This window comes from Methylotuvimicrobium buryatense 5G (assembly GCF_000341735.1).
GTDB classification, from domain to species: Bacteria; Pseudomonadota; Gammaproteobacteria; order Methylococcales; family Methylomonadaceae; genus Methylotuvimicrobium; species Methylotuvimicrobium buryatense.
The window spans coordinates 2402898-2419671 of the sequence record NZ_KB455575.1 but is presented as its reverse complement, the minus strand read 5'-3'; the positions used below and the strand labels follow the sequence as shown (position 1 = coordinate 2419671).

The window sequence follows — 16774 nt, the reverse complement described above, 5'->3', positions numbered from 1 at the left end:
TAATTTGGGTTTGCCAATTATCTAAAAAATCCACTAATCTAGGTAGACCGCCACTGATGTCGAGGTTGTGATGCCTGGATTGTCTAATCCTTTTGCCAATTGGAAAAACTGGATCGAACAAATCTTCGATCCGCAGATTCCCGATGCCTTGCTGCAAGAAAAACTTCAAGAGATTCGGCTGCGTTTGCCGCCGCCGGTATTTTGGTTGCTAGGCAAGACGCAAAGCGGCAAAAGCTCGATGATTCGAGTGCTGACCGGCTCGACTTCCGCCGAAATCGGTAACGGCTTTCGGCCCTGTACGCGCACCGCGATGCTTTTCGATTTTCCCGACCCGGAAACTGCGTTTGTAAGGTTCCTCGACACGCGCGGCTTGTCGGAGGCCGGTTACGACCCTAGCGAGGATATGCACTGGTGCGAAAGCCAGGCGCATTTGCTGATCGTCGTGATCAAGGCGATGGATCATCAACAGCAAGGCGTCGTCAAGGCAGTTAGGCAAATCCATCAGACTCACCCACGCTGGCCTATCATTGTGGTGCAAAGCGCATTGCATGAAGGTTATCCGAATCCCGCAATGCCGCATATTCACCCTTACCCGTTTAGCGACGGCAAAATTGCCGGATCGATACCGCCCGATTTGCGCACTTCGTTATTAAAGCAACGCGACACGTTTGCCGGTATCGATGCCGTGTTCGTTCCGATAGATTTTACCTTGCCGGAAGACGGTTTCGAGCCTGTCGATTACGGTGCAGAAGCTTTATGGCAAGCGTTAGAAGAAGCATTACCGCTCGGTTTGCGCGACATGCTCGAACAGCATCAACAAATCGGCATGATCGGCGATGTATACAGGCGTGCGGCGCACCCGCATATTATCAGTTACTCGTTATCGGCCGGTATCGCGGCCGCCATTCCGGTACCGGCCGCGAGTATTGCGACCGTGATCGCGATTCAGGCGAAATTGTTTCATAGTATCGCCAATGTTTATGGGCTGGAGCTGAGCAAACAAAGTCTCAGCGAAATCGGTAGTGCGATCGGTATAGGCGTCATGGCCGGCATGGGCGGACGCGAGCTTTTGAAATTGATTCCGTTTTATGGGCAAACCGTCGCGCTAGGCGTTTCGGGTCTTTATACCGCAGCGGTAACCTATGCCCTCGGTCAGACGTTGTGTTTTTATTTCACGCAAACTAAACGGGGCAAAGCGCTGACCCCGGAAGCCTTACGCGAAGTATTCAAGACTGAATTCGCGCGCGGCCGTGAAATGTTGCGCGAAACCATGAAGCGGGAAGGTTGATTATGCGTAAAGCGTTGCTGTCAATATCAGCTTTTCTGCTGGTTCTGCCATGGTTGGCGCTCGTTGCCGTAGGTATTTATTGGCTTTGGCAAAGCGTTTATTTGACTGAAGCGGTTGCCGGGTTTTGTGTTGTGTATGCGTTGGCGTGGTTGATGATTCGAGGTTTGCGCAAACGTCAGGGTCTGTTGGCATTGCCGGTCGTAAAACCCGATGATGCTTGGTCGCCGGCCGCGACCGAGATTTGGGACAAGCTCGATAAAATGGCCGAACAAATCGACCCGAAAGAGTATCCGTTGACCAACAGTTTGCGCATACTGGAACTGGCCAAACGCGTCACGGTCGAGGTGGCGCGTCATTATTCGCCGAAACACGAACGGGCTGAACTCGATGTGCCATTGCGAAACATTCTCTACATTGCCGAGCAGGTGTGCAGGGACATGCGGCAAATGCTCGACGAAAAAGTACCATTCAGTCATTTATTGACGGTCGGTAACGGCCTGGACCTTTGGCGCTGGAAGGATCGTTTGGCAAGCGGACACATAGCCTATCGCGTCGGCAAATTGTTATTGAGTCCGATTGCTTCAATTCCGCGCGAATTGGGTCAATTTTTTGCCGGTAAGGCTTCGGCCTATCCGAAAGGCATGATCGAGCGCTGGTTGCTGCAAACATTGATTAAAAAAATCGGTTATTACGCGATCGCGATGTACAGCGGGCAAGCGATTCCGCCGCAGATAGATTTTGCCGAATCGGAACCCACGCTTGAGTCGATGGAAATGACGAAACGGCCGTTACGAATTTTGGTTGCCGGCCAGCTCAAAACCGGCAAATCCAGTTTAATCAACGCCTTATTCGGAGAGTTACGGGCTCCGACCGATGTTTTGCCGTTGACCGGCGCGTTGGCTGTTTACCGCTTGCAGCATGAAGGGACCGGCGATGTCATCATCGTCGACAGCCCGGGCTATGGGGACCAAGAGCGCTGGTTCGAGGAAAATCCCGAGCAGGCATTCGGCGAATTCGATTTGATTGTATTGGTATGTTCGGCAACTCAGGCAGGGCACGGAGCCGACGCCGAGTTTTTGAGTGCGATGCGAACTTGGTTCGACGAACGCTTAGAGCGAAGGCAGCCGCCAATATTGTTGATCGTTTCGCACATCGATCAGCTGCGTCCGCTACGCGAATGGCAACCGCCTTATGACGTAAGTCATCCGCAAAATGCCAAGGAGCAATCGATTCGCGAGGCATTGGGATATATTAGCGAGACATTAACGATTCCACTCGAGGATTGTCTTCCGGTTTGTTTAAAGGAGCGTTCCGTTTACAACATCGAAGCGGTATGGACGGGCATTGCCGATAAGTTGCCGGAAAGCCTTCGGGCTCAGTATTTACGATGTCTGATAGCGGCTAAGGATAAGGAGAAATGGGGTATGTTGCGCAAGCAATTGGCTAATGCGGGACGGATTGCGGTTGATCGCGTTAAGAAGATTAAAAAGGGGAAAGATGAAAGGTGAAAGGTGAAAGGTGAAAGGTGAAAGGTGAAAGGTGAAAGGTGAAAGGTGAAAGGTGAAAGGGGAAAGGTGAAAGGTGAAAGGGGAAAGGGGAAAGGGGAAAGGGGAAAGGGGAAAGGGGCAGCGTAGCCCGGATGGAGCGTAGCGCAATTCAGGAAGTTCGAGGGCATGCCATTCCCGTATTTTGCTCCGCTGCATACGGGCTGCGTGTTTTTATGGATAAACGAAAGTAACCTGTCGTAGGGTACGCTTCGCGTACCTTTTTTTGCTTGGTAACTTCGGAAGATTTGCAAAATGGTATGCGATGCGAACAATCGTCGAATTTCGGTATTGGCGTAGTACTTCATGTTTTCAGCTATTAACGCTATACCTATCGCACTTCAAATTTCGGCATTAGCGTATGGAGGCGTCGGGATGTTCGGCAAAGGCTTTGGCAGTATGGATGCTGTCATAGAGCCTACATGGACGTATTCACTGCGTCCTTTGACGGGCACCCCGACGCCGAAATTTGACTAGCAAAGGGTATAACGTAGCCAAAGGGAAAGATAAAAGAGAGGAATGAAGGCTAGCGGTTTCGTTTGGGTTAAGTGTTGTTCGGGTAGCGATTGATATCGGTTTCTTGTAGGCGTTGGTTAAGTTCCGGCAGGGCTTTGGATAAGGTCTTGATGTCTTGGGTCGTGAGCCGGAGCAGCGTGACGTATGTTTTGGCTCTGACCGTCGCGGTTCTTACGGCATGATCGTAAAGAGCGTGCCGGCCGATGAAACTGCCTTTGCGCAGTTCGGCGATATGCACGCGCTGGTTGGGGCCGGTATTTTGAAAAACGTTGACTACGCCGTTGACTAGGATATAGATCGAATCGCCTCGATCGTTTTCATTAAAAATCGTATCGTTCGGAAGAAAACTGACGTAATGAGCGTTTTTCGCGAGTTTTTTTAGCACGTCGCGTGGCAAGCCGTTAAAAATCGGTACGCTATCCAGCCAATCGTCGCGTTTGGAAAGGCTCAACTCCGGCGCTAGGTCCGGTAATTGTTTCAAAGCTTCATCCAGACGTTTTTCTAGGCGCCGATAAATCTTTTCGGACACCTTACCATGCTCGAAGTCCTCCGTAATCAGTTTCAACGAGTAGCGTAGCGCCACTTCTTGAAATAGTCGGTATTCGAATTGATAATAAAAGTCGTGGAATTGCTTACCCAGTTTTTTGAGCCGGCCTTGTCTTCGTTCCAAACGATGCCGATAAATTTTTCTGATGATATTAAGCTTGTCGCTATGAAAGTGGGGCTCTACCTGTTTCAGCGCCAACAGCGCTTCGTGAGCCATCAAAACGCCGGCCAGATCGTGGCGTATTAAGTTGGAAAAACGAATTTTTTGATAGCGAATCAACCAGTTGAGCGTCCATTCGTATTCGCTTAAAAATTTGATTATTGACATTTCAAAACGCAAGAACGGGTTCACGTTATCCTGGTTTTTATTGAAACGAATCATCTCGTCAATGCTTTTGGCTTTGTCTTTGCGGAGAATATCCTTGAAATTTAGATAAGTATAATAATTGACCAAGCCGATTTCATGGAGTCGTTGCAATTCTCTTTCTTCGACATTGAGTGCATGTAAATGAATTTGTCTGAGTTGCTGCGCCTCCGTCAGTGTCGCATGCCTCGGTGCAATTTTTCTGTTCAGCGATTGCAACACCGAATCTTGCATATCGCTCTCAAGCAAATGTAGCCTCGAAAACGAGTGTAGGCAGTCGTTGACCGATGTGCTTATTTGCTCCATGCCTTCTTGTAATTCGAGCCATTCATCATCGTTCAAGCGATCGATTTTGAGTGCGCCCATCAGGGGTTTGAGCGTCGGACCGCTCATGACCAGGCTGATCAATACCATGCCGAGCGTCAGTTCCAAGAGCAGGCCTCTATCGACGACCGTATCGGGGATCGCAAGCGCCATCGCGATGGCGATGGTTCCCTTTGAACAACCCCACCACATCATATGGCGGCTATTCAGGCTGATTGCCGGTAGGCTGAAAAGGCTCGTAGTCATTGGAATCAAGCCATAGACACTGATCATGCGCGCCGCGAATATCGCCAGGAGTACCCAGGTCAATTGTTGCCAATGTATCGCGAATGCAAAGATATCGACGGTCAAGCCGATCAATAAAAATAATAACGAATTCAAAACCAGCGAGATGATATCCCAACCGGCTTCGATATGGTGGGTCGATTCTCCGGAAAGCCGAGACATCGCGATACCTTTGATACAAAGTGCAGTAGCCAGCACCGACATGATGCCAGAGGCATGGAAGTTATGCTCCGCGACTATGAAACTCAAGTAGGCCGCGACGATCGAGGCGACCACGACGAAACTCTGTTGACCGTGATACATCCTGACCATCATTTCGCTGATGAGCAAGCCGATCACAGTGCCTATCAGCGCACCGAGCAAGAAGTGTTCAGTGAAATAATAAATCATCGTTGGCGCGTCCATCAGCGCCGATTCGCCGTGAATCACGGCGCCAAGCACGATATTGAAAAGTACGATCGCGGTCGCGTCATTGAATAAGGATTCGCCTTCGACCAGGACAGTAAGGCGTTTCGAAACGCCCAATTCCTTGAACAGTGCAATAACTGCAACGGGGTCGGTAGCGGAAATAATCGCGCCGAACAAAAAGGCTAATATGAAATTGAGATAAAAGAAGGTATTGAGACCTACGGCGACCAGAAGTGCCGAGATCAGCATCCCCGGAATGGCCATAACAAGTATCGGCAATAAGTCTTTGATAAGCGTGCGTGCATCGAGACTCAGTGCGGAGACGAAGATGAGTGCAGGGTGAAAGATGAATAAAACCAGTTCGTCGCTGAGATGAAAGCCGCTTGGAATCAGAGCGAAAGGCGTGACCGTGGCCAATAAATTGATCGATACCCCGGTTACGACCAATAGAATGGTATAAGGAAGCGGTAAATGGCGACACAACCCGGAAAGCAGCAAGGCCAATAATAACAGCAGCAAGATAATGAATAAGGTCTCGGAAAGCGGCATGATTGTCGGTGGCGGCCTTGGGCGCTATAAAAAAATGATATTTCAATTTTAGCTGTTTGGCATGGATTAAAGAAGGTGAAAGGTGAAAGGTGAAAGGTGAAAGGTGAAAGGGGGAAAGAGGAAAGAGGAAAGAGGAAAGAGGAAAGAGGAAAGAGGAAAGAGGAAAGAGGAAAGAGGAAAGAGGGGGGCGCTGTTCCCCAAGCTCAAGCTTGGGGAACCGATACGCGAAGCTCGAGCTTCGCGATGCAAAGCGAATGCGTATGTATTTCTATTTCTTTCTATTTTTATATTGAACGCGGCTAGGCCAAAATGAAATGCTTTTTCTAGGATAATTCTTCTCAATCTCGTTCGATCGCGACCTGATTGCGGCCGTTTTTTTGGCCTGATAGAGCGCTCTGTCTGCGGCCCGTATCATCGATTCGAGCGAGTCGATATAAGCGCTTTGGCGACTGCAAATGCCGATCGAAAGTGTTGCCGGTATTTTCAAGTGCTGATATTCGAAAGCCTTATGCGCAACCTTTTCACGGATGCGTTCGGCTAAAATTAATGCCTGACTTTCCGAGTTACCTCGCAACAGCATAATGAATTCTTCGCCGCCGTATCGCGCCAGCGTGTCTTCGGTGCGCATTTCCTTACTCAGCATTTCGGCCAGGTCCTTCAAAACCTGATCGCCGGCGGGATGACCGAATGTATCGTTGATTTTTTTAAAATGATCGACATCGCACATGATGACGGTCAATGCGGTGCGATTGCGCTTACAAAAAGACAGCTCTTCTTGTCCGCGAATCACAAAAGCCCTGCGATTGGGGATTTGGGTCAATACATCGGTATTGGCGGCCTGATATAAAGCTTGTTCGGATTGAGCTTCGCTCGGTTTTTTATAATCGATGCGCATGTAAGTGCCGCCGGCACGGATGCGCGAGAGTAAGGAAATCTTTTCTTTGTCGATACGCCTTTCATCGATATAGGTGCCATTGGTCGAGCCGTAATCTTCAACCATAATAACGACGCCGGCTTTGACGATAAAGGCGCCGTGACGCCGGGATATTTTGGGGTCGGCTATGACAATATCCGCATCGTGACCTCGTCCGAATACGTTTTTTTGACGGGAAAGCTTAAATTGTTTACCGATATGTTTGCCTGAAAGTATTACAAGATAAGGCTCAAGCGGAGCGTTTTCTGTAGTCCGCGAAGACAATGCCGTGTCGACCAGGGTATCCGATTGCAGACTATCCATTCGCGTTCCTCTGAATAAAGTTGTATATGCCGAATTTTATCAGGCGCAGATTCCTTGTGCCGGATTATAGCCGTCATACCAGCAATTCCCAATTTGGAGATCAAAAAGGGTGTGGGGTATGCTTGGCGAGGATGTCGGCAGCAGGGCAGATTTTTGCTCCATGCAAAATCTGCATTCACGCCATCCTTGGTGTTCGAGCTGCCGCCAAGCCCCCATGGATGGGTTTACGGCGTTCCTCGACAGGCATACCCCACACCTTAAAATCGGCGAAACTGCTCAAAATGGGAATTGCTGCCGTCATTCAAATGAATATGATTGGAGCGTTCAAATAGTGCGGGATTGGCACAGCGCTGCTTACTTAAATTGGTTTTTGATATCACTGATGGTTTCATATTCGCGTTATACAAGCTAATCGATTCATTCATTTTTCATTTGCCGAGGCGATGGCCAGACCTTCATCATCGTTAGTTTAATATAAAGTCCAGAGATAACATGGTTTCGAACGGCAAAAGATCGCTTACGTACAGATAAAATCACCGGTTTTTCTGTTCGGGTCGATCAAACCCGGTAAAGTACCAGTCTGCCAAAGTCGATGGGTGTTTTCGATGATGTCTCTTAGACCGGGGACCAAGTCGTAATGATCGAGTCGATCCAATGCAACCCAGCAAGCTTCCGAGACGTCGGAATTTGCGATGGGAGGCCGGTTTTCTCCGTCGAGAATTTCGACTAAAAAATCGGCAATGACATAATGAAAACTTTCGATATTGCGTTCGACAAGTGCTACGAGGCTGAGCACTCGGGTATTATTAAACCCTGTCTCCTCCTCGATTTCGCGTCGGCAAGCGTCGACCAGTGTTTCGCCAGGTTCCATCTTACCGCCCGGAATCGACCATAGTCCTTGTGCCGGGGCTTGATTTCGTCGGATTAACAAAACTTCTCGATGGCAGTTGAAAGCGATGCCGCTTACGCCGATCATGGGGATAGGCGGTGATTTTGATACTTGATGAGCCATAAAATAACAAGTTACTGACATTGATGTCGATGTCGCGTTATAGTGACCAACACTGATTCGGAATTTTTTAACTCAAAAATTCGGTCATGTCTACCGATGCAATTAGGAGGAAAAGATGAAAAAAAGTAATTTTTACAATTCGATTATGCTGTCAACCCTTTGTCTATTCGGCACTTTTGTTTTCGCTGCTAGCGCAATCGCCGCCGATGTAAAGGCCGGAGAAAAAAAAGCGTCAGCGTGTACTAATTGTCATGGTTTGAACGGCATAAGCGTCGATGCTCAATTTCCGGTACTAGCCGGTCAACGGCCCGAGTATATCGTCAAACAACTAAAAGCCTTCAAGAGCGGTTCGCGCCAAGGCCCCATAATGAAGAATATGGCCCAGGGGCTTAGCGATGAAGACATGACCGATCTTGCTGCTTATTTTTCAAGCCTACAACCTAGAACTGCTGTTGTCGATCCAAAATTAGCCGAGTTAGGCGAGAAACAATCCGCGATGTGTCTCGGCTGTCATGGCAAAGGCGCAGAAGGGAGAATGCAATTTCCAAGGTTGGCTGGGCAACACCCCGATTACCTAGCTAAACAATTGAAAGCATTCAAGTCCGGCACGCGTAAAGGCAGTCCGATGAATGCTATCGCAAAAAATTTAAGCGAAGAAGATATTGAGGCCTTGGCTACCTATCTTGGCTCTTTATAATTCGGAATTATTCGGCATAAGTCGTGTGTTCTCTTGGTTAGTTAAATCCAAGATCAATATCAGAAGCCAAAGCGATCACATACGCAGAATGTTTATATACCTTTCGCCCTTCAAATTTCGGCAGTGTCAGTGGCGACGCCGAATTTTGATCTAGGTGGTTCTACTATAAATTAAATTAAACGAATCCCGGGAGGCTGCGGTGATTAATAAACATGATCTCTTATTGTTCGCTGTTTTGTTTTCGATTTTTCCGCCGGGCTTGGCGATCGCTAAACAGCCCAGTTCCATCCCTGTGGAAAACGGAGCTAGGCAGGCAGGCGAAACTAACCGGCAGTACAAGGAAAAAATGGGCCGGTGGAATGAACAAGATCAAGAGCAGAAGAAGGCTAAACAAGAGCGCTTCGAAAATATGCGGCGGCGCTATCTCGACGATGCCGCGCTTCCTGAGCGTCGAGTCTATCGTAGGAGTAAGGATAATGCGGAACGTCCAATGAGCCGATACGAAGACTTCGAACAAAAACGCGAACGGCACCGAAAATATAACGAATATATCGAGCAGAATAATCTTGATAAACCGGCTGATCGCAGGCAATTAGGTACTGAAGAAATTGATAGCGATTAAATGGAACAGTCATTGAGTTAAGCCTTGATGTGTTTTAAGTTATACCCATCGTAGATCAAAATTCGACACCGGGGTGCCCGTCAAAGGACGCCGTGAATACGTCCATTATCGGATGCTATGCGGTATTAAAAACAAACCCGCTTATAGTGCCGATAGACCGGTTGCCAGAAATTTTCTTCGATGCTCTTCAGTAATTGCTCGTCGCTAATTTCAAGCGCCAAGTTTTGCTTAAGTGCGGCTTTGCCTACCGCGAAAGCGATGTGTTTGCTCAGTTCGGGTAATTCCGTCAATGGCGGCAATAACTCACCTTGTCCGGTGTTGGCCAAGGGCGATGCTGCGGCCAGAGTTTCGCTGGCAGCGATTAACATTTCGTCAGAGATTCGTCTGGCTTGCACGGCAATAACGCCGAGACCGATTCCCGGAAAAATATAGCTATTGTTGCACTGCGTGACATCATAGCGCTTACCGCCGTATTCGACGGGTGGAAAGGGGCTGCCCGCGGCTAATAGAACCCGTCCTTCGGTCCACTCGATAATTTGTTCGGGCGTAGCCTCCACTTGGCGCGGCGGGTTGCTGAGCGGAAAAATAATCGGCCAATCGCAACCTTGGGTCATAGTCCGAATTACGGTTTCGGTAAAAATGCCGTGCTGGCCGGAAACGCCGATTAAAACGGTCGGTTTGGCGCATTGAATGACCTCAAGCAATGACGGATAATCGCCTTCGATTGACCAATCCTCTAGTCGGTTTGATACTTGAACCAGTTTTTGTTGAAAGTCCCTAAGTCCTATCATGTTTTCGGTGAGCAAACCGAAACGGTCGACCATGTAAACGCGATGACGGGCTTCGCGGTCGGACAGTCCCTCGGTCCGCATTTGCGCGATTACCTGCTCGGCAATGCCGCAACCGGCGGAACCTGCTCCTACAAAGACCACGCGCTGCTCTGATAATTTCCGGTTTTTAACTCGGCAAGCAGCCAGCAGCGTCCCGACCGTTACCGCGGCCGTACCTTGAATGTCGTCATTGAAACAGCACAGTTGGTCTCGGTAGCGTTGCAATAACGGCGTCGCATTCGGTTGCGCGAAGTCTTCGAATTGCACGAGAACATTCGGCCAGCGACGCTTGACGGCTTGTAAAAAAAGGTCGATGAAAGCGTCGTATTCCGCTTGAGGAATTCTTCTATGACGCTCGCCCATATACATCGGGTCTTGTAACAGTTTTTCGTTATTGGTGCCGACATCGAGTACTACCGGTAAGGTGTATGCCGGACTAATTCCTCCGCATGCGGTATAGAGCGACAGTTTGCCTATCGAAATGCCCATGCCGCCGATTCCTTGGTCACCCAGACCTAAGACCCTTTCGCCATCGGTCACGACAATAATTTTGACATTTCGTTTGGTAGTATTGCGCAAGATGTCGTCCATTTGTTGACGTTCCACGTAAGAAATAAACAAACCTCGACTACTGCGATAAATATCCGAAAATTGCTCGCAGGCATCGCCGACTGTCGGCGTATAAATAATCGGCAACATCTCCGGCAGATGATCCTGCAGGAGTCGATAAAACAGCGTTTCGTTATTGTCTTGTATCGAACGCAAATAAATATGCTTGTTGATTGCGTATCTAAAGCTCGAATACTGAAGATAAGCGCGTTGGACTTGTTCTTCGATCGTTTCGTATCGAGGCGGGAGCAACCCGGTTAAATTAAATGTTTGCCGTTCTTCTTTACTGAACGCACAGCCTTTATTCAGTAAAGGCATTTCCAATAAAGCGGGGCCTGCATAAGGGATATAAAGAGGAGTTTTCGACATTGCTGTCATAACGGAAGTTTCCTTAGTCAACCTGGTTTTGAATGTATTCCCATCGTAGATCAAAATTCGGCATCGGAGTGCTCGTCAAAGGCCCGGCACCTAAATTATCTAAGACTATTTACCATGGCAAAATAGGCTATGGAATTTAGGTGCTTGGTGAATACATCCATGCAGGCTCTATGCCAGCTCCATGCCGGTCCCTCACCTAGCGTTAGGTGAGGGACCGCGCACCCCGTTGCCTCCTCAGGCACTGCCGAAATTTGAAGTCCGAAAGGTATAACATGCGCAAAATAATTTGAACAAGTTACACATGTTCTCCAGGCGTAAGTGTTCGGGTTATTTCGTACCTATTACAGCATGATTATACTCTTAACGACTCAAGTTTCGGCGCCAGTGAGGCATTCATATTCCCAGCGTAGATAAAAATTCGGCGTTCTGGTGTCGATTTTGACTAAACAATACGTATAGGCCTGTCATGGCATTAGTATTGCTTTTTATTTGATAGGCTGTTCACTATAAACGAGAACGATGACTATGAAACAAAATCATTACCCATTGACCACCGATGACATCAAGCGAAACTTCTTTCGCAATTTAGCCAATGTGCAAGGCAAATTTCCGGCATTGGCCAGCACCTTCGATTATTACATGGCCTTGTCCTATACCGTGCGGGATATGCTGATGGCACGCTGGGTCGGTACCGCGACCGAATATGTCGAAAAAAAATCGCGCACCGTGGCGTATTTGTCGGCCGAATTTTTGATGGGGCCGCATTTGGCATCGAATTTATTGAATCTGGGCATGACCGAATTGGTTACTCAGGCCATGGCTGAACTAGGCTTGAAATTGGACGATTTGCTCGGGGAAGAGCCGGAGCCGGGCCTAGGGAACGGCGGTTTGGGGCGTTTGGCGGCCTGTTTTCTCGATTCGATGGCGACAATGAATATTCCTTCCGTCGGTTATGGCATCCGTTATGAATTCGGAATTTTCGAGCAGGTCATCTTCGACGGCTGGCAAGTGGAAAAGACCGATAAATGGTTGTTTCGAGGCAATCCCTGGGAGATTGTTCGCCCGGAATGGGCGGTCGAAATCAAGTTGGGCGGGCATACCGAGCGTTATGTTGCCGAAAACGGCGAAACGCGCGTCAATTGGATTCCCGGTTGGTCGGTCAAAGGCGTGCCGTACGACACGCCGATTTTGGGATACCGCAACAATGCCGCGAACACCTTGCGTTTATGGCAAGCAGTCGCGCCCGAGTCATTCAATTTCGAGCGTTTCAATCAAGGCGATTATTACGGCGCGGTCGAGGAAAAAGTCGCTTCGGAAAACTTGACCAAGATTTTGTATCCGAACGATGGACCATTACAGGGCAAGCAGTTGCGTTTGGAGCAGCAATATTTCTTCGTTTCGTGCTCATTGCAAGACATGCTGCGCATCATGAAGACCCAGCGCATCCGTTTGGAGCATTTTCATGAAAAGTTCGCCGTGCAATTGAACGATACCCACCCCGCCATTGCGATCGCAGAGCTGATGCGGCTGTTGGTCGATGAGCACGATATGTCTTGGGACACGGCTTGGAACGTGACGAGACGAACTTTCGCCTACACCAATCACACGCTGTTGCCGGAGGCATTGGAATGTTGGCCTGTGGAATTGATGGAAAGTTTGCTGCCGAGATTGATGGAGATCATCTATGAAATCAATAGTCGCTTTCTCGAACAAGTCAGGGCGCAATGTCTCGGCGATACCGCCAAAGTCATCCGAATGTCGATGATCGACGAAAACGGGGCAAGAATGGTGCGTATGGCGCACCTGGCTTGTGCCGGCAGTCATGCGATCAATGGTGTCGCGGCGCTGCACACTGAACTGCTCAAGCGCGATGTGCTTAAGGATTTTTATAGTCTTTGGCCTGAGAAATTCAGCAATAAAACCAACGGCGTGACGCCAAGGCGTTGGATGGCATTATGTAATCCGAGGCTCAGTAAGGTCATTAGCGAAGCGATCGGAGATACCTGGGTGAGAAATTTGGGAAAACTGCAAGATCTTCAGCGCTTTTCGGACGATGCGGTATTTTTAAATCGTTGGGACGATGCCAAGCGGCTCAATAAACATGATTTCGCGCTGAATCTCTATAAGCGCACCGGCGTCAGCGTCGATCCGGAATCGATTTTCGATGTGCAGGCCAAGCGCATTCATGAATATAAAAGACAGCATTTGAATATTCTTTATGTGATTGCTCTTTACCGGAAGCTGAAAACCGATCCGCATTTCGATATTCATCCTCGCACCTTTATATTCGCCGGCAAGGCGGCGCCGGGCTATCATTTGGCCAAGCTTATTATTAAGCTGATTAATGAGGTGGGGCGGGTCGTCAATCGCGACCCGGCGACGAAAGACCGTCTCAAGGTTGTGTTCTTGCCGAATTTCAATGTCACGAACGGTCAGCAGATTTATGCCGCAACCGAGGTGTCGGAGCAAATTTCCACGGCCGGAAAAGAGGCTTCCGGAACCGGCAACATGAAGTTTGCGATGAATGGGGCATTAACTATCGGAACGTTGGATGGAGCGAATATCGAAATTCGCGAGGAAGTCGGTGAAGAAAATTTCTTTTTATTCGGCATGACAGCGGAAGAGGTGCGCTTAACTTATGAGCGGGGTTATGCTCCGAATGACGCGTATCAGCAAGATGCGATTTTGAAAGATGCCATCGATCTGATTCGAAATGGTTTTTTTTCGCACGGCGATACCGGTTTGTTCCGTGATTTGACCGATAATCTGATCTACAGCGATCCTTATTTGGTATTGGCCGACTTCAATGCGTATCGGGAGTGCCAAGATTCCATCGATTCGGTTTACCGCGACAGAATGCGTTGGAATAAGATGTCGGTGCTGAATACGGCAAGATCCGGTAAGTTTTCATCGGATCGAACGATTGCCGAGTATTGCCGCGAGATTTGGAAGGTGGAATCGGTACCGATCGATGTTCCGGAAGTGGACCCATTTAGGCTTGTTTGAGCTGTAAGTTGCGCATACTGTCTTTCGAAAAGGCTATGTATGCGGTAATAGTTGAAAACACCACCACTACCGGAAGCACTTAAAAAATTGTAGGGTACGCTGCGCGTACCTAATGTCGGCACAAGGCAACAAATTAGGACACGTTAAACTACGGGTGGTACGCACCGCGTATCCTACAGTCTTCAAGTTTCGAGATTGGTGTAGGATTCACTTCAACTATTAACGCGAACATAGCCTTCGAAAAAGTCTCGGGCAAAAAAAATGCGGCTAAAAAGCCGCATAAAGGATATTAGAAGGATATAAGCTCTTAAAAAAATAGCAGTATTTGAAAGTTTGCATCTCAAGAGTTGTGCATAGTTTATGCAAGATATCCGGCTTTGAAAATGTGGCAAATTGTCGCGTGGCGGATTGTCGCAGTTTATTCGGTGTCTTTTTTCAGGTTGCGGCTCAAGGCCGCGAAGTCTTCCAGCGACAAAGTTTCGGCGCGCGCGCTCGGGTCGATTCCGAGTCCTGCTATTTGTTGTTCGTCAAGCAAATTCCTTAATGAGTTGCGAATCGTTTTACGGCGTTGAGAGAAGGCATGAACGACAACCTGATTCAAGTCTTCGACTGAATTGACCGAAACCGGGGGCTTGTTATGAGGAATCAGACGGATAATCGATGAGGTTACTTGCGGCGCGGGGTCGAAACTTTCCGGCGGGACGTCGAATAAATGTTCCGCTGCGCAATAATAGTGCGCCATGACGCTCAATCGTCCGTATTTCTTGCTGCCGGGCTCGGCACAAATCCGATCCACGACTTCTTTCTGTAGCATGAAATGCATATCGGCGATGCAGGATGTGCTCTCCAATAAATGAAATAGCAACGGCGTGGAAATATTGTAGGGGAGGTTACCGATGACTCTAAGCGGTTTGCCGTCCGTCGCAAGCGCTTGGAAATCGAAACTCAATGCATCGGCGCTATGAATCGTCAAGCGTTCATTGTCGCCGAATTTCTTTTTCAACAGACTCACTAGGTCGCGGTCCAGTTCAACGATATCGAGCCGGATGGCATGGTCCAATAGCGGCGCCGTCAACGCGCCTTGCCCGGGGCCGATTTCAACCCAGTGTTCGCCCGGGCGGACCTGTATATTGCCGAGAATTTCTTCGATGATCGAATAATCGGTTAAAAAATTCTGGCCGAAACGTTTGCGGGCTTTATGCGTCATGGGTACGGATTGGGGAAGATGAGGACATTGCCAGTGCCGTTGCCAAGGCATATTCGATGCTACCCGTGTCGATAGAACCTGTTCCGGCCAGATCGAGCGCGGTGCCGTGGTCGACCGAGGTGCGTACAATCGGTAAACCCAATGTGATGTTGACGGCGTTGCCGAAGCCTTTATATTTCAATACCGGCAATCCCTGGTCGTGATACATCGCTAATACAGCATCGGCCGTGTCGAGATATTTTGGCGTAAACAGTGTATCGGCCGGGAGCGGGCCAATTAGGTCGAGACCTTGTTCACGTAGATTTTCCAATACCGGTTCGATGATCTCTTTCTCTTCCAGTCCCAAATGGCCGTTTTCGCCGGCATGGGGATTCAAGCCGCAGACCAGTATTTTCGGATTGGCCAGATTGAAGCGCGTCTGCAGATCTTGGGCCAGGATGCGTAGAACGCTTCTTAGCCGGTTATGCGTAATCGCCGCGGCGACATCGGCAAGCGGGAGATGGGTCGTGACTAGCGCGACTCGGAGTCCCGGTGTCGCCAACATCATGACCGGATGCCCGCCGGTAATGCCGGCAATATATTCGGTGTGACCGCTGAAAACAATGCCCGCATCGTTGATGACGCCCTTATGCACAGGACCTGTGACCATCGCATCGAACGAGCCTTCGATGCAGCCTTTTGCCGCGCGCGTGATCGTTTTGAGGACATAGCGGCTATTTTCCATGTTAAGTTGCCCGCTTTGCGCCGGTACATTCATTTTAACCGGCAAGACGCTGATAGAGCCTGCGCTTTGTTCGACGAGTTCCGATGACGGGTCGAATGACTTGATCTCGAGTTTAAGACCTAGTGATTCCGCGCGTTGCATCAGCAAATCGGGGTCGGCGATCGCAACGAGTTGGCAGGCATGGCTTTGTTGTGCCAGCATGATACAAAGATCGGGGCCGATACCGCCTGGTTCGCCGGGAGTGACGGCGATGCGCTTCAATGTAGGAGTTGCGTCCATGGGGTAATTTAAGAAAAACGATTATTTTACTGTAAGCGTGCATCTACAGGAAGCGCTTTAAAGTCAGGTGCCGAAAACTCAGGCGCCTCCTCAGGCGCTGCCGAAATTTGAAGTGCGAAAGGGATAAACAGGTCTATTACAACATTTGAAATCTTGGCGATTCTTGCTTTGTTGTTCATTTGCCGTCTGTTCGCGTAAAATCTTGTCATAGGATTTCGTGATAAATAACGTCCTGTAACTATGGGCTTTGTTGAGGGTTCGGTAACTCGCTTGGCAGGACACCGTGAATACGTCCTTGTAAGCTTGACGGCGGCTTTCCCTGCCGCCGACACCTGTCAATCGAGCAACC

The 16774-nt window shown here is 49.1% G+C and carries 12 protein-coding genes; 5 read left to right on the top strand and 7 right to left on the bottom strand.

Features of this window, described 5'->3' with window-relative positions; genetic code table 11:
* Positions 1-70: 70 nt before the first annotated feature.
* Positions 71-1288 (top strand): YcjF family protein, encoded by a 1218-nt coding sequence (locus METBU_RS0110655; RefSeq protein ID WP_017840614.1) that lies wholly within the window; start codon positions 71-73, stop codon positions 1286-1288.
* Between the two features lie 2 nt (positions 1289-1290).
* Positions 1291-2796 carry a GTPase family protein gene (locus METBU_RS29130; protein WP_017840613.1) on the top strand — a complete coding sequence of 502 codons (1506 nt, stop codon included), beginning with the start codon at positions 1291-1293 and terminating at the stop codon, positions 2794-2796.
* A gap of 580 nt (positions 2797-3376) precedes the next feature.
* Here the strand turns inward: METBU_RS29130 and METBU_RS0110640 are convergent.
* The 3 genes from METBU_RS0110640 to METBU_RS0110625 form a co-directional block, all read right to left on the bottom strand.
* The gene (locus METBU_RS0110640; RefSeq protein ID WP_017840611.1) at positions 3377-5824 is read right to left on the bottom strand and encodes a cation:proton antiporter; all 2448 of its coding nucleotides are present in this window, start codon (positions 5822-5824) and stop codon (positions 3377-3379) included.
* A 268-nt stretch (positions 5825-6092) separates the two neighbouring features.
* Positions 6093-7061 carry a GGDEF domain-containing protein gene (locus METBU_RS23935; protein ID WP_017840610.1) on the bottom strand — a complete coding sequence of 323 codons (969 nt, stop codon included), beginning with the start codon at positions 7059-7061 and terminating at the stop codon, positions 6093-6095.
* Positions 7062-7578: 517 nt separating this feature from the next.
* Positions 7579-8073, bottom strand: a complete 495-nt coding sequence (locus METBU_RS0110625) for an NUDIX hydrolase (protein WP_026130154.1) — start codon at positions 8071-8073, stop codon at positions 7579-7581.
* A gap of 115 nt (positions 8074-8188) precedes the next feature.
* Here METBU_RS0110625 and METBU_RS0110620 point away from each other — a divergent pair, with 115 nt between their 5' ends.
* Entirely contained in the window at positions 8189-8770 is a 582-nt protein-coding gene (locus METBU_RS0110620; RefSeq protein ID WP_017840607.1) for a c-type cytochrome, read from the top strand.
* Positions 8771-8969: 199 nt separating this feature from the next.
* Complete coding sequence (locus tag METBU_RS0110615) at positions 8970-9392, top strand: hypothetical protein (RefSeq protein WP_017840606.1); 423 nt, start codon at positions 8970-8972, stop codon at positions 9390-9392.
* Positions 9393-9517: 125 nt separating this feature from the next.
* Here the strand turns inward: METBU_RS0110615 and METBU_RS0110610 are convergent, their stop codons facing one another.
* Positions 9518-11209 (bottom strand): NAD-dependent malic enzyme, encoded by a 1692-nt coding sequence (locus METBU_RS0110610; RefSeq protein WP_017840605.1) that lies wholly within the window; start codon positions 11207-11209, stop codon positions 9518-9520.
* Between the two features lie 525 nt (positions 11210-11734).
* On the opposite strand from METBU_RS0110610, the gene METBU_RS0110605 reads away from it, so the two are divergent.
* Positions 11735-14215: a glycogen/starch/alpha-glucan phosphorylase gene (locus METBU_RS0110605; RefSeq protein ID WP_017840604.1), complete on the top strand. Its 2481-nt coding sequence runs from the start codon at positions 11735-11737 to the stop codon at positions 14213-14215.
* Between the two features lie 418 nt (positions 14216-14633).
* On the opposite strand, the gene rsmA is transcribed toward METBU_RS0110605, so the two are convergent.
* The 3 genes from rsmA to METBU_RS28075 are packed head-to-tail and all read right to left on the bottom strand — an operon-like array spanning position 14634 to position 16604.
* On the bottom strand, positions 14634-15422 hold the full coding sequence (gene rsmA / locus METBU_RS0110600) for a 16S rRNA (adenine(1518)-N(6)/adenine(1519)-N(6))-dimethyltransferase RsmA (protein WP_017840603.1): 789 nt from the start codon (positions 15420-15422) through the stop codon (positions 14634-14636).
* Entirely contained in the window at positions 15412-16425 is a 1014-nt protein-coding gene (pdxA, locus tag METBU_RS0110595) for a 4-hydroxythreonine-4-phosphate dehydrogenase PdxA (RefSeq protein WP_017840602.1), read from the bottom strand. The genes rsmA and pdxA overlap by 11 nt, the downstream gene beginning before the upstream one ends.
* Positions 16426-16451: 26 nt before the next feature.
* Positions 16452-16604, bottom strand: a complete 153-nt coding sequence (locus METBU_RS28075) for a hypothetical protein (RefSeq protein WP_175421643.1) — start codon at positions 16602-16604, stop codon at positions 16452-16454.
* Positions 16605-16774: the final 170 nt, after the last annotated feature.

Excerpts from the sequence above, each read along its gene's own strand:
- METBU_RS28075 (WP_175421643.1), bottom strand. The coding sequence starts at position 16,604 with ATGAACAACAAAGCAAGAATCGCCAAGATTTCAAATGTTGTAATAGAC.
- pdxA (WP_017840602.1), bottom strand. The coding sequence starts at position 16,425 with ATGGACGCAACTCCTACATTGAAGCGCATCGCCGTCACTCCCGGCGAA.
- METBU_RS23935 (WP_017840610.1), bottom strand. The coding sequence starts at position 7,061 with ATGGATAGTCTGCAATCGGATACCCTGGTCGACACGGCATTGTCTTCG.
- METBU_RS0110625 (WP_026130154.1), bottom strand. The coding sequence starts at position 8,073 with ATGGCTCATCAAGTATCAAAATCACCGCCTATCCCCATGATCGGCGTA.
- METBU_RS29130 (WP_017840613.1), top strand. The coding sequence starts at position 1,291 with ATGCGTAAAGCGTTGCTGTCAATATCAGCTTTTCTGCTGGTTCTGCCA.
- rsmA (WP_017840603.1), bottom strand. The coding sequence starts at position 15,422 with ATGACGCATAAAGCCCGCAAACGTTTCGGCCAGAATTTTTTAACCGAT.
- METBU_RS0110620 (WP_017840607.1), top strand. The coding sequence starts at position 8,189 with ATGAAAAAAAGTAATTTTTACAATTCGATTATGCTGTCAACCCTTTGT.
- METBU_RS0110640 (WP_017840611.1), bottom strand. The coding sequence starts at position 5,824 with ATGCCGCTTTCCGAGACCTTATTCATTATCTTGCTGCTGTTATTATTG.
- METBU_RS0110655 (WP_017840614.1), top strand. The coding sequence starts at position 71 with ATGCCTGGATTGTCTAATCCTTTTGCCAATTGGAAAAACTGGATCGAA.
- METBU_RS0110605 (WP_017840604.1), top strand. The coding sequence starts at position 11,735 with ATGAAACAAAATCATTACCCATTGACCACCGATGACATCAAGCGAAAC.
- METBU_RS0110610 (WP_017840605.1), bottom strand. The coding sequence starts at position 11,209 with ATGACAGCAATGTCGAAAACTCCTCTTTATATCCCTTATGCAGGCCCC.